General features: G+C 44.1%; 15 protein-coding genes. 1 reads left to right on the top strand and 14 read right to left on the bottom strand.

Annotation, left to right across the window (positions count from 1 at the left end; genetic code table 11):
• Positions 1–87: 87 nt before the first annotated feature.
• The 9 genes from V7K48_RS12170 to V7K48_RS12130 all read right to left on the bottom strand — a co-directional run bounded on the left by V7K48_RS12170 (position 88) and on the right by V7K48_RS12130 (position 8,960).
• Positions 88–948, bottom strand: coding sequence for a Tab2/Atab2 family RNA-binding protein (locus V7K48_RS12170; RefSeq protein ID WP_335072712.1), 861 nt, complete (start codon positions 946–948; stop codon positions 88–90).
• A gap of 549 nt (positions 949–1,497) precedes the next feature.
• Positions 1,498–2,664: a DUF3466 family protein gene (locus V7K48_RS12165; RefSeq protein WP_335072710.1), complete on the bottom strand. Its 1,167-nt coding sequence runs from the start codon at positions 2,662–2,664 to the stop codon at positions 1,498–1,500.
• A 590-nt stretch (positions 2,665–3,254) separates the two neighbouring features.
• Positions 3,255–4,406: an alkaline phosphatase family protein gene (locus tag V7K48_RS12160; RefSeq protein WP_335072708.1), complete on the bottom strand. Its 1,152-nt coding sequence runs from the start codon at positions 4,404–4,406 to the stop codon at positions 3,255–3,257.
• 142 nt (positions 4,407–4,548) lie between these two features.
• The gene (locus V7K48_RS12155) at positions 4,549–5,196 is read right to left on the bottom strand and encodes an HAD-IA family hydrolase (protein WP_335072706.1); all 648 of its coding nucleotides are present in this window, start codon (positions 5,194–5,196) and stop codon (positions 4,549–4,551) included.
• 178 nt (positions 5,197–5,374) lie between these two features.
• Positions 5,375–6,568 (bottom strand): NAD(P)/FAD-dependent oxidoreductase, encoded by a 1,194-nt coding sequence (locus V7K48_RS12150; RefSeq protein WP_335072704.1) that lies wholly within the window; start codon positions 6,566–6,568, stop codon positions 5,375–5,377.
• Between the two features lie 154 nt (positions 6,569–6,722).
• Positions 6,723–6,860 (bottom strand): hypothetical protein, encoded by a 138-nt coding sequence (locus V7K48_RS12145; protein ID WP_335072702.1) that lies wholly within the window; start codon positions 6,858–6,860, stop codon positions 6,723–6,725.
• Positions 6,839–6,970 (bottom strand): hypothetical protein, encoded by a 132-nt coding sequence (locus V7K48_RS12140; RefSeq protein ID WP_335072700.1) that lies wholly within the window; start codon positions 6,968–6,970, stop codon positions 6,839–6,841. Before V7K48_RS12140 ends, V7K48_RS12145 begins: the two co-directional genes overlap by 22 nt.
• Positions 6,960–8,519: a GMC family oxidoreductase gene (locus V7K48_RS12135; protein ID WP_335072698.1), complete on the bottom strand. Its 1,560-nt coding sequence runs from the start codon at positions 8,517–8,519 to the stop codon at positions 6,960–6,962. The genes V7K48_RS12140 and V7K48_RS12135 overlap by 11 nt, the downstream gene beginning before the upstream one ends.
• A 69-nt stretch (positions 8,520–8,588) precedes the next feature.
• On the bottom strand, positions 8,589–8,960 hold the full coding sequence (locus tag V7K48_RS12130; RefSeq protein WP_335072696.1) for a hypothetical protein: 372 nt from the start codon (positions 8,958–8,960) through the stop codon (positions 8,589–8,591).
• Between V7K48_RS12130 and V7K48_RS12125 the strand changes: the two genes are divergently transcribed.
• Positions 8,959–9,174 (top strand): hypothetical protein, encoded by a 216-nt coding sequence (locus V7K48_RS12125; protein WP_335072694.1) that lies wholly within the window; start codon positions 8,959–8,961, stop codon positions 9,172–9,174. The two genes, V7K48_RS12130 and V7K48_RS12125, sit on opposite strands and share 2 nt — an antisense overlap.
• 192 nt (positions 9,175–9,366) lie before the next feature.
• Here V7K48_RS12125 and V7K48_RS12120 read toward each other — a convergent pair whose 3' ends face one another.
• The 5 genes from V7K48_RS12120 to V7K48_RS12100 form a co-directional block, all read right to left on the bottom strand.
• Positions 9,367–10,059 carry an alternative oxidase gene (locus tag V7K48_RS12120; RefSeq protein WP_335072692.1) on the bottom strand — a complete coding sequence of 231 codons (693 nt, stop codon included), beginning with the start codon at positions 10,057–10,059 and terminating at the stop codon, positions 9,367–9,369.
• Positions 10,060–10,136: 77 nt separating this feature from the next.
• Positions 10,137–10,583, bottom strand: coding sequence for a DUF1622 domain-containing protein (locus V7K48_RS12115; protein WP_335072690.1), 447 nt, complete (start codon positions 10,581–10,583; stop codon positions 10,137–10,139).
• A 12-nt stretch (positions 10,584–10,595) separates the two neighbouring features.
• Positions 10,596–11,414, bottom strand: coding sequence for an MIP/aquaporin family protein (locus tag V7K48_RS12110; protein ID WP_335072688.1), 819 nt, complete (start codon positions 11,412–11,414; stop codon positions 10,596–10,598).
• 130 nt (positions 11,415–11,544) lie between these two features.
• Positions 11,545–12,600: a catalase family protein gene (locus V7K48_RS12105; RefSeq protein WP_335072686.1), complete on the bottom strand. Its 1,056-nt coding sequence runs from the start codon at positions 12,598–12,600 to the stop codon at positions 11,545–11,547.
• A 161-nt stretch (positions 12,601–12,761) separates the two neighbouring features.
• Complete coding sequence (locus V7K48_RS12100; RefSeq protein ID WP_335072684.1) at positions 12,762–13,169, bottom strand: hypothetical protein; 408 nt, start codon at positions 13,167–13,169, stop codon at positions 12,762–12,764.
• Between the last annotated feature and the right edge of the window lie 17 nt (positions 13,170–13,186).

The following is a 13,186-nucleotide window of genomic DNA, read 5'->3' as shown; positions in this document are numbered from 1 at the left end:
ACACTTGGATAAGCCTATTTTTCTTCCCCTGCCTGCCTACACTGAGAAATTATTCTTAACCCAAGCGTATTGCCCCACTCCCCACTTTCAGAGATTAACCTCTTGCAACAGCCAAAAACCAGCAAAAGATTCTGCTTTGGGATCAGACTGGATACCGATAAAATGCACTCCGTTAGCTTTTTGCTTGGCTTCTTCAAAACCTTTGGCTTCTGCTAAAATTTGAGGTTTTTTGATATTTGCCACAATCCAGCTTTCAGTTACACCAGTTTCTAAAAGCAATCTTGCCTCTTCACTAGTGTCAAATCTTAAGAAAGCCAACTCCAAACCAGACATCCAGCCTGCTAAGGGCAACGCTCTCGGTGAGAAAATCAAAATACCAGGAATACGGGCTTCGGGTGAAACTTGCGCCAGCTCTAGGGGGAAAGCTTCACCAAAGCCAATTTCCCACTCTGGCATATCTGCCAAATCCGCAGCATCTAAGGTAACAAATACCCATTGCTGTCCTTCCAAAGCATCTGGTAAACGTTGCGGCAAAGGTTTTTCCAAGCGGACTGAGGGATTAGTCCCCCCTTGATACCCTGATTCTTGAGGATACACTTCCTCCATTCGCTGTTCTAACCATTGGTTGAGAACCAAAGTGCGGCGGCTAGGCTGGGCGGGTATGCTCAAGTCTTGGCAAGCTTTAGTAATCATGTTGTTCATTTGGCGGCGGAAAAAGCGGATTTTAATTGGTGCTTTTCCAGCTTGGTTAATAGCCTCCTGTAATGCTGTCCGCAACCAGCCCGAATTTACCTGGGTACTGGGACAATATTCAGCATAACGAAACAAAGAATCTGCTTTTGTGCTGATATCCAAGGGACTTTCGCAGACTAAGACTTCCCAAATTTTTTTCTGATTGGCGTCCAAAATCGGACGGGAGTAAAAATCGATTTCCCAAATACTGCCCATGTTTTGCGGTAAAAATCTGGCTGTTATGTTTTCCTGATATTTTGATCATACGAGTGTTGGGGCAGCACGGGGAATAACCCTCTTTTGTCACTATAATGAGGAGAAAACGACGAAACCGTTTCAGGGAGCATGATAGAGTCTCGTTTAACCATACCAACAATGAAATTCGTGGACGAATATTGTCAGTGGTATAAATTTTTTTCAAAAATCAAATATGAGTCCTATAGTATTTTTGTTGGTTGACATTAGCCCTTTCAAGGTAGTGAAATTTGGAACGAAGATTGGTTATTTCAACTTTCAAAAAGTCCAAAATCTGAACGGAGGACTCAAGATGGTAGCGCTGAAACAACGTATCTTCGTTAGTCACCTTGAAAGGGCTAGTCCTAAAGGCCAACGCTCGGTTTCAAGAATATTTTCAATGTGAAATATAGCGTTTCCTAATCACATGAGGTACATCTTAGCCCCCTCCTCGCTTGCTCTTAGGGGGTTGGGGGTGGGGTTCTTGTACCTCACTCAACCGAGAACCACTATATATCGAGGCTCCCTTCTCTAGTTTTTTCTGCCACTTAATGTTCCATAAGGTACAGGTTGCAAAAGAAAAGCTCGTGTTTGCTTTTGCCCAAGGCTATTAGTATATGAGCCATAACCGACAATTTGCCCAAGGTCATTGATTCCTGTCGCCTGCGTCAGAACCCAGCCATAACCTCCAACTATTAGACTGTTGAGGTCAGAAATCTGCCCTTTTTCCCAAATAAAAGCATGAGAAACTTCTTGACCTGTGATTCGATCTTTACGTGTGTTTGAGAAACCAACTACCTGAGTCCGATTGTTGATACTCAGAGCGCTACCAGCACTACCGCCAAGGCTCCCCAAGTCAGTCTCATTACCCTTTTCCCAGATAAAGGGGATCGATTTATTTGCTTTAGGGAGGTACTGACCAACCACCTGGCTAGCATTATTGATGTTCAAGGCAAAGCTTTGCTGCCCACCAAATACTCCCAAGTTATGCAGGGTGAATTTCCCATTACGGTCTTTTCGCCAAAGAGCTGCCGTTACTGTCGTTTGATTAGGACCAGTTGCAACATTGCCCACCAATTCACTTTTTTCATTGATGGCTCTAGCAGCGCCAATAATACCTCCCAATGTGGGTAATTCCTGCGTGACACCCTTTGCCCAATAAAAAGCACGGGACGGCCTAGGAACAGGAAAACCTGGAATAGTAGGAACACCTGGAACAGTCCTAGCATCTATGTACTCACCAGCCACTTGGTTTTTGTTATTAATGTCACGGAAATACTTTTCCACGACATTAGGCTCGCCGTAATATGCTCCGCTGTAACCTCTGGAATTTTTTGTCCAGATAAAACCCTGCTCTTGATCTGCTCCGACGACAGTGTCTACAGTACCTGCTATAGTACCACTGTCATTGATGGATCTGGCAACGATATCAACATAATTGAATTCGGGTAATTGTGAGATCTTTCCCTTATTCCAGACAAAGCCATGATTGGCTTTGTCTTTTCCCACTTCCCTGCCGACAACCTGACCAAAGTTGTTGATCGCATTGGCGCGAATGTCAGTGCTAGCAGAACTGAGGTTACCAAGGTCAGTAATAACATATTTAGACTTAGCTATGACTGGGCTGGAAGTGGCTATTCCAGCAATACTTAGGACTGCCATAGCAAAGCCAACCTTACCAAGATTTAATGTAAGCATGTTCTTGCAAGTGTTGATGTTTGTTGAGATTAGTTTTCTTTGTGCAAGGCTTAGAAGCAGTAAGGAGCATCTTTCCTGCAACTGAAAATCAGTTATAGCGGTTATCGATTGGATGAGAACACCAAAATCCTTACTGTCAAACCATTTCAGCAAATTTTTTGTATCTCACTCAACTGCACACCGCCATAACACAAATGGCAACTAGTAAACCTCTGTTCACTAGAAGCTAGTTGATTTTTATTATCGTTAGGATAAAAGCTAATTAATCAATTTGAGATAAACTAGCGTAGACCATCATAAGAAATCAGGAGGTTTAAAGCTATGCTTCTACAGCATTTGACCTCCTTAATAGGAATATGAGTTGCTACAGATTCAAAATAATTGCTATTTATCCTCAATAAGCTAGAAAAAATATTACCACACTTGTTGCACTAATTGTCAATTTCAATATTCCACTTTCCGCACTTCAAAACGCAGCATAGAATGTTACAACGAGAGGTCTGACGGAAGCAAGTAAAAATACTCAGAAAGCTCAGATACCTTTGAGGCTGAAACTTCGAGTTCTGACTCTCCCTTTATTTCCCCACCTCTTATTCTTGTTTAGCAAACAAGCGTGTCATGGGCTTGACTCCTTTAACTGTATCGCCCGCCAGATTCAGGTATTCGTAGATCCCAAAAGCATCCTCGGTAGTTCGCAATAGTGAGTAGTGATTATAGAGTGTTTTATCTACTACACTCCGTGAACCGTGGTTAGTAATTACAATGGTCGCAATGTGACCACCACCAAAGTTAGCATTACTTTTGGGGTCAAAACCGCAACAACCTTGAGTGCCTTTTTTGTTGCGTGGATTGTTATCTTCATCCCAAGTAATCACGATCGCATTATTCCCTGACGCAGCCCAAAGCTTTGAGGTGGTGATTTGTTTGACAACTGCACCAATCATTGTGTCAGCAGTTTTAATTAGTTGTTGCAGATTGGGACACTCTTGTAAACCGTGCATTTCATGGCATTGGTTAAATATAATATGGCTGTAATTGGGAACATTGCCGCTTTTTAGGTCAGTAGCAAGCTGGTCAATACCCACAATCTTGCTTGACAAATTAGGATCGTCTTGTACTTTTTTGAAGTTGAGAAAACCGTTATGCTTTGAGGCATAAAGCGCACGCTTCAGGCTAGGAGCAACAACTGCTTTAGAACCTGGGGTGGGGATGTCTTCAAAGTATCCCTTCCAAGTTAGACCTTTCTGTTCTAGTTGGTCGATTAAGCTTTTAGAGGCGACAGTGTGACTAACATAGTCAGATTTTTGAGAATTTGGACAAAACATGTCAAAACTACCAACCTGACAATAAAAAGCGTCATCGTCATGGATACCAAAAGTACTACCACCTAAAATGGCGACGTAGTTAGCCTCGCTGGGATGAACCTCAGCGTAGAAGTTGCTAGCCAAGCCGTAAGTTTTTGCTAGTTGATTGATTATTGGTGCATTGGAGTTGCCAATAATCTGATCATAAGATTTGTTTTCTTCAATAATCACAAAAATATGATCGTATTTAGGGATTGCCTTATCTTCTTTTGTAGGGACGGAGGCTACTACTGCTGTATTTTCATTTGTGATCGGTTGTTGAGTGGGTTCCGTCTTTCTAAATACTTGAGACTTTGACGAGCAAGCGATCGCGCTCAGGCTCAAATTAAGTAAACAAAGCGCAAAAATAATCTTTTGAGGCGTTTGGCGTGCTGACATAACCACTATGAATTATTAGTATTATCAGCTGTTGAGTATATGCTTTGTTTTCTGTGATATCAATTGTGTTGAGATTCTAGAAAAATGGCCAGTGCGTCCATTTGAGGCGCTATAAAAAATAGCGATCGTCAAAATATCTCCCTCATTTTCCCCGGTTGATCCAAACGCCTCTGAGTCCAGCGGCTTTGGCTGCATGATAGTCTTCTATAATGCTATCGCCTATATGCCATGCTCCCTCTGGAGAACATTTATGTTTGTCTAAAGCAATGGCAAAAATTTGAGGATCGGGTTTAGCTGCACGTACCTGGGTAGAAATGGTAACGGAGGTAAAAAACTCTCTCAATCCCAAACTTTGCAATACAGAGTAAATCCGAGAATCAAAATTGGACAGCACCCCCAAGGTAACTCCCAACCGCCGCCAGTTGACTAAAGCTGGTAAAACATCGGGATAGACAAACCACGGTTCGCCGGTGCCAAAGTGGATATAAAGTTCGCTAAAAAAAGCCGAAAAGTCAGAAAACTCCTTGAGAACACCCGCACCTTCAAAAGTGTTCAGGGCAATTATCCGCCACCAATCAAACTCGCGCTGGGGAATATCTTGCACTTCTGCATCTGGAAATATCGGCGGCGGCGATGCTTTAAAGCTTTGGATGAACGTTGTATTTAAAGTTTCAGCTGAAACTGTAACGCCAAATTCCTCAGCTATCTGACTATAAACTTCACCCACACTGCCTTTGACATCGAAGAGTGTGCCCACAGCATCTAAAAAAATAACTTTCGGTTGTTCCATTAAAGTCTGAAGATTTTAAATCTTGAATTTTAGATTTTGGCTTGTTAAAAACTTTAGTATTCGACTAACTAAAAATTAAATAGGGAATGGGGCATCAATGCCCAATGACGCCAGTCGCCTCAAGTCGGGAAACCCGCCCACGGCGCTGGCTCCCCAATACCCAATGTCCAACCTTAAGTTACCGAGAAAGTGTTTCTATGATCGGACGGACTAGCCAATTAAAACCAACTTTAAGTTGATGGTCTAAAGTTGGCAACCTATATAAATAGGCAATCCGCCGGGCAACGGATGCCAAACGCCCATCTAGTTTAATTCCCAAACCAGTGAGAGTGGCGTTGTCTATTCCTAGTGCCATCATTTCTCCTAACTGCTGATAGCGGAAGGGAAGTAGGGGGCGATTAGTCAGAGTTGCCCAGATATTCCAAGCAGTATAATCAGCTTGTTGGAAAGCCGCTTGTGCGGTGGCGGGGACTTGCTGTCCTTCAGCATCATGACAGTCTGCTAAATCTCCCAAGGCAAAGATTTCTGGATGATCAAGGACTTGCAGATTGGATGTAGTGCTGATTTGACCACGCTGATTTTGCTTCAGGGAAAGAGATTTCACTACGGGCGCAACCCTTGTTCCCACAGTCCAAATTACCAAATCCACGGGAATTGTGTCTAACTGGTTTTTGTACTCTAGGGAAATGGTATTTTGCTCTATTGATTCGACTTTGGTTTCTAAATCAAGAAACACGCCACGGGCTTCTATTGCTTTCTTTGCTGCTTCCCGGTTAAACTCTGGGGAAGTTCGCAAAATTTGGTCAGCGATTTCAACGATCCGAAAGCGTCCTCTTTCCCCTAGTCTGTCGGCTAACTTACAGGCTAACTCTACACCACTGTAACCAGCCCCAACGATCGCCACCCGAATTTTATCAGCATCCGATTCTTCTAAAAATCGCAGGCGTTCTTCCAAACGATAGGCATCAGAGATTGTGCGGAATGTGTAAGCGTAGGCTGTTGCACCAGGTACTAAATCTAACGGTGTCTCACCTCCTAGCGCCAGCACTAATCGGTCATAAGAGATTTCCGGCCCTTCATCTAAGTTTACCCGTTGCTGGTCGATGTCAATTCCAGACACAACTCCTTGATAAAAACGCACCCCTGTGCCTTGTAAAAGTTCTTCAAACGGTGGGGCAATTTCCCAGGTTTGCAATTCGCCAGTGAGTAATTCGTAAAGTAAAGGAGAAAATAGAAAGCGATCGCTTTGATCTACCAGAACAATTTCGGGTTTTTGTGTAGATTCCCAAGGTAACTGGCTTAAGCGCAGGGCTGTGTAGAGACCACCAAAGCCTCCGCCAAGGATACAAATTTTAGAAGTTTGTTGAGTCATCTATTCTATCTATGGGACAGTCAATGCTAGTTGGGCAACTAACTTCAGGGTAACTGAAAGTTTAGGTTTCAAAACCCTTCGTTTGTATGAAAGGTTTTAACATCAGGTTAGAGGAATTATTTTACACAATTCCTATAACAGCAGATTTACTACTTTATTCATCAGCTTTAGAAAGAATGTGCTTGCCACCTAGCAGCTTCTGGCCTTGCTCACTGACTGTCTTCTTGAGTGAGTCACGGTGGTTAATCAATTGCTTGGTCAGTTCGTTCTCTAGTAGTCTTCCGGTTTCCACATCCGGCAAAATATATTGCCATAAAATGATTCGGCACAAGGATGAACGGCATTCCAAGTGATGTCAGGGATAAACCACTCCGCTTCTTGGCGCTCCTTATCACCTTGCAATTGCTTTCTGTGCTTGCAGTGAAACGCGAAGAGCGGCTTTAATTAAATCAGCTGCTTTTTCGCCGATCATAATGGTGGGCGCGTTAGTATGTCCTGTGATTAGAGTTGGCATGATGGACGCATCAACAACACGCAATCCTTCAACTCCATGTACCCGTAGTTCAGGGTCTACAACCGCCATTGGGTCAGTTCCCATTTTACAGGTGCCGACCGGATGATACACCGTATTGCAAGTTTCCCGGATGTAAGCTTCGAGTGCTTCATCGCTAGTCACATCGGCACCAGGAGCAATTTCCTTACCCCGAAACTCATCAAAGGCACGGGTCTGAAACAATTGGCGGATTAATTTAATGCCAGCAACTAGCTTTTTCACATCGGATTGGCTTTGCAGATAGTTCATCCGAATTATTGGTGCATCTATAGGGTCAAGCGCACGCAAACTGACACTGCCAATGTTTTCAGGATGAGTCAAAACGACTTTCCCTGAGAATCCCAAGCTAGAGTTGGGATAATCAGGAGGTGACGACAGAATCAGACCGAAGATCATCTCTAAATCTGGTGCTGGGTCTAGATTACCTTCGCTATGCAAAAACAATCCGGCTTCACCGGCCCCATTACTGGTAATTGCCGTGTGTAAATGCTGAGTTGCCTCGGATGACACAGAAACAAGAACGTGGTCTTGGAGGTTTTGACCGACACCGGGTAGATCGGCGACAACAGCAATCCCCAAAGATTGCAGGTATTCTGCATCACCAATGCCGGACAGCAGTAGCAGTTTGGGTGAATCGAACGCGCCAGCACTTAAAATCACTTCGGAGTTGACCCTGGCTTGGTGCAGCGTTCCCTTGTGCAGATATTCCACCCCAACCGTGCGGGTTCCCTCAAATAACAATCGAGTTACTAATGCTCCGGTGATCGTGGTTAAATTGGGACGCTTGAGAATGGGCAAGAGAAAGGCAGCAGCAGCACTGTGCCGCTTACCATCTTTGACTGTTAACTGAAAAAGTCCTGCCCCTTCTTGCTGCATTCCGTTGAAATCAGGATTGTAGTCATATCCCAGTGCCACCGATGCATCTACAAAGCGTTGGGATATCACAGCAGGGGAAATGAGATCGGTTACACTCAAAGCCCCATCAATACTGTGATATTCGGAGGCACCGCGTTGCTGGTTCTCAGATTTCTTGAAATAGGGCAATACATCTTGGTAACTCCAACCGGGATTACCCAGTTCCTGCCAGTGGTCATAATCGTGATGATTGCCTCGGACATAATTCAGAAAATTAATTGAACTGCTGCCACCCAAGACTTTCCCGCGGGGACAAAAGATTTTGCGGTTATTCAGGTACGGTTCTGGTTCAGTAAAATATCCCCAGTCCACCTCCGTACCTGGTAGGCTTGTGCATTCTAAAGGAATTTGAATCTCCGGTTTAGTATCTGGGTTGCCAGCTTCGAGTAATAACACTGTTGTTTCACTGTCTTCTGTCATCCGGTTAGCGACAACGCAGCCTGCTGAACCTGCACCAATCACAATGTAGTCATATTGAGTCATGAAATTCTTCTGTACCTGTGCTGTTTTAAGTGTAAATAAAATTGCCAGCCCGACAAAATTTTTGCATTATTATTTTTGCAATACAAAATTATTTATGAAAAATTTTCCAGATCCAGCTTTTAGAGCGTTAACAGGTTGAGAGAATGTTATTTTTTCAAGCAAATCTAGGCTCGCCAATTCCCATTGCTGCTGTGAAATCGCTGTGGAGTTCCTTCCATTTGTGCCGATCGCAGTCACAGTAACCGGAATCTCAATGTAAATTGAGCCTGCACCTGGGTCTGGTCTACCCGGTTTTCCAACTTCTACAGCAACGGATGTGGTGTTGGCAAAACCCTGCTTGAACTGCTCAAACGATTGCTTGCTAGCAGCGCCATTTCCCTCCCAAGCTGAATAAGCTTGTTTGTAGTCTTGACGAGCGATCGCACTATAATAGTCATTCATGACTTGGACTGCTTGCTGCTCAGGCGGCTTGGTATTAGCAGCGCTTTGTGTAGGAGAAACCGATGCTGGGGTCGGACTGGACGCAATCAGATTTGCAACCGATGAGGTATTCGCAGGTGGCTGCGATTTAACAGAGGCATTACAGCCTGTGATCGCGATCGCAAGCAGGACTCCTCCAACGGCTATACGGTGCTGTTTTAACCAGATATATTAAATAAAAGTAAATCTTTGACAAAGATACCTGGCTACCACTGGATCTCTTCGAGCAGCAACGTGCAACTTACTTATATACCAGTTGAGAAACCGTATAATAAACTTGTCTGCAAAACTAAAGTCAGGAGCTTGTACCTTTAATTACGTAGCTTGCTTCTTGCAGAGGAAGTATTAGGAATTAGTAATTATTTGGTCAAACTTCTGTTTCGCTCGATAAAACTTTTGTGACTTCAAAAACCGTATGGGGACTTTTGAAGGTTAGCCGCGCTTGTGGTTTCTGGAGTGCCACCATTGTTTTCACATGTTCGCATTCGTCATCACGAATGTTCACAAACACGTCGTATAAATTATCTACCTTGGGACGGCGAAATTCATGACCTGGTGCAGTCTGAACTTCATCAAACATATAGAGATCGCCATCGCGGTAGAAGTTGATTGCAACCTGGGGCGCTTTTTGAGCTTTCAGTTGGGCTTCATTAGTTTGCAAATATTCGTCATAGGTGTGGTAGGCATGACCTTCAATCAGTTCCATCAGATAGTAGGCGTAAGAGGGAAACAACATATAAATCGGCACAACCACCCAGTAGTAAGCTACAGCAACGTGTTGAGCGATGAAGCGATCGATCCAGAGGCGATCGCCCCCCAGTGATTCCATGATCAACAGATGATGTAATTCGTTCCAGGTTTCAGCAAAGTGAACCTTCAACAAGTCAGCTTTGCGCCAGTAACCCAATGTCTCGTAAAAATGCAGCACCGATAGATAAGAAAAGTAAGGAACGCGGGCGATGGTTTCCAACATATAAAACCGGGCGTAGGAACGATTTCCGTACACGACATCAACAATGAATACAAAAAAACTGACGATCAATCGAATCAAAACTTTCATGGTGCATTCCTCCAAAATCAGAACACATTACTGATTTACAAATTCCGATATCTGGCTAACTTACTTAGACCGCTAATTCATTTCAGTTCTTTACTGACTTTGCCCTCAAGAGAGTGGGCTGTTTCTTGTAATTCTCGTACTTCTCGTTGTAAAAAGAAGTTGAGAAAGGTACGGATACCAGTAATCGCTGCAAGTTTTGCCACTGCATCCCACGAGGGGGAAATAGCTGTGCCGACGATATCGGCAGCTAATAGAAATTCCAGCGCTAACGCTAACACCACTCCTAGTTCTAAACGGATCGTTTCTTGGAGAACCCGATCGCGTCTCCAAAGATGAAAGATTTTTCGGAGTGTGAGAATGAGTGCGATTGCAACTGTTAAAACTGCAATGCCTTCCAGAAAAACTTTCAAAAACATTGCGAATTCTTGCAATAGTCCTTCTGCCAAAAGTGTGAATTTAGAGGTGTGTTCTACACCAGAGGCAGAGTCTAAGACAATGGCTATCCAAGCAGCATAAACTGACATACCCATCTAAGCTCATCTGTTCGAGTGAGGGTGATGCTGGAAATGAGGCAGTTTGACATTTTTGAAAATACTGGGGTAATTAAAAACGTGATAGAGTTTTCCAGTCAGAACATCCCTTTCACCTAACGTGATCAGCCGAAACGCCCCCACTGCGATCGCAGCACCCATTGGCGGAGCAATCCCATAAATCCACTGATGATGCCAATTTCCACTCACCAGTGCAGCAGCGAAACTCCGTGCCGGATTGAGACTTGTTCCCGAAATTGGAGCTTCTTGCCACACCATCCCGGCAATTAAGAGCCAAATGACCAAAGGTGTCCAGCGCATCAGCCGATGATGACTGACAAAGATAAAAATCGTCAACACTAAGAGAAATGTAATCGTGACTTCTGATAAAAATACCATCCACAGCGGATAATTCAACCCAGGTAGCGTCATGCCGTTACTAACGCTTCTGGCATAATCTCCCCACAGAGTCACTAGCAGTAACACAGCAGCGATCGCTCCAAGAAACTGTCCAATCACAAAGCCAATAAAATCTCGGAGGTGCATTTTGCCATGTATCCAAAATGCAAGTGAGACAGAAGGATTGATATGAGAGCCACTCAGTTTCCCGATCGGAGAAACGGCTACAATCGCTCCACTTCCAGCAAAAATTAGTCCCGTAATCAGCCGCCGAATACTTGAATCAGGCACAACCTGTTCTATTGGCAAACCGTGCCCAAAATTAAAGACGATTGCACTCAAGCCGATGAAAATATTGAAAGCGGCTCCCAAGAATTCTGCAAAGTATTCGCGCCAATGCCACTGATTCGGAACGCTAAAATGCATAGGTTATGAGTCTTGTCAAGGAGTTTAGGTTAACGCCAAGCAATTAACTAGAAAGAGCAATCATTTGTGTTCTAGATATTGCGAGATACTACTTCCACCAATTGTTGGCGGAAGTAGTTGGCAAGCAAGATTATTCAGGATCGTCTAAAACTGAACTATATGCTTGCGGCTCTTCGACGCGGTGGTGGATGTTACTCCGTCGAGCCTTTACTATCTCCTGATAAACTTTTTTGCGAGCTAAATTGACACTACCCAAGGGTGCATGTTCTGGGAGGGTATGCCAAGCCATGAACGATAGGCCCTCATCCAGTCGCTTCCGCTCCTCGAAGTCAAATTTCTGAGCTGGAACTGTGATGGTCGCAAGCTTGATAAACGGTGAGTCCTTCTCTTCCCACTCCTGCATTGGATCTTCAATTGGAGTTTTCTCATCGTTGACATAGAGCTGCACCAAGAAGTCAAAGGTTGCATCTTTGCCCTCTTCCGACAGATATTTGACGACTGCCTCACGCAGGTAAGTTTCGGAAGTGGGGTTTGAACCTGGAGCATCTTGCTGATGAGGTTTTACAGAAAACTTGATGGACACAGAGCCAAGTTTATAGGGAGTGGTACTCCAATATTGGATCAGCAGCGGATTTGCAACTTGTTTGCTCGTAACCGCTTTGAGAACTTCAAACGTGGATTCTAGCGATCGCAGTTCTTCTTCATTTGCCTGACCAACGCTTGCTTTGGTCAGGTTGGCAAATCCTTGGGCATCGTGGACAAAGAACACCGGATGATTAATCATCAAAAAGTCTTGGGTTTCCTGCTCATCATCCAGCACTTTTTCACCCTCTACCTGTAAGAGTTTGATCGCGAGTGCCCGAACATCGGGATCAAGATCCGACTTTAGCTGACCGCGCTTCTCTACTGAAGAAGCATTAGAGAGCCTCATCCAAAGCGGGTAGGTTTTGGACTGGGCAAATATACCCACCTTCAACGATTCTGGAATATTTTCCTCAACTTTGAACTCTCCCCAAACTAAGCCGTGACTTTTAGGATGGTCTTTTCGCAGGTCTGGACCCTTCTGGGCTTGAACGTTAAGATCAATGTCCACGATGGTATCAGTAGCCGCTTCTTGAGCAGCAGTGTCCAAGATGGTATTGGTAGCCGTTTCTTGGGTAGCAGTGGATAAATTAGATTGGCTCATGATTCTTTCTCCCTGTAGTGCAAGATAGTGTAAGTGTTTCAACACTGAGAAAATGAATGTTACAAATGGATTTTGAGAAACCCTAACTGCTTGTTGATTGTGAGTTTACAGTGCTACTGCCCCCAGTGTTGCGATCTCTAGGAACGATGATGGTTACGAACTCATAAAACCTCCTCTGGTTCCTGAATCGTTTTCAATGCCCATATACCAACCCAACAGCCAAATGCATCCACAATTAATATCAGGATGGCGGTGATTTGGAATAGCATTCCCCAACCTGCAAAGGCAACTTGAGACACATGATCTGAACTAATGACAATGAAATGATTGTATATTCCAAAAAGCAGCGATCCTGCTATTGAACTCAGCAACAGCCAACTACCAGTGCGGTAGAACTGTGTCCAAAGTAAAACGGCGGCAATGATGGGAGTTAGAAAAATCACAATCCCCACAAATGAACTCTGAAGCAAAGATAGGGCAACTGGAATTTCTATATGTGCTAAACCATGCAGTCCGTTGGCGAGCGCATGAAGAACCGCGATCGCTGTTCCATATTGAGCAATCTTCATTTTTCTTCTACCTTGGG

It is taken from the genome of Nostoc sp., assembly GCF_036919615.1.
Classification (GTDB): Bacteria; Cyanobacteriota; Cyanobacteriia; order Cyanobacteriales; family Nostocaceae; genus Nostoc.
The sequence above is the reverse complement of the archived record's forward strand: the minus strand, read 5'-3'. Positions and strand labels throughout refer to the sequence as shown.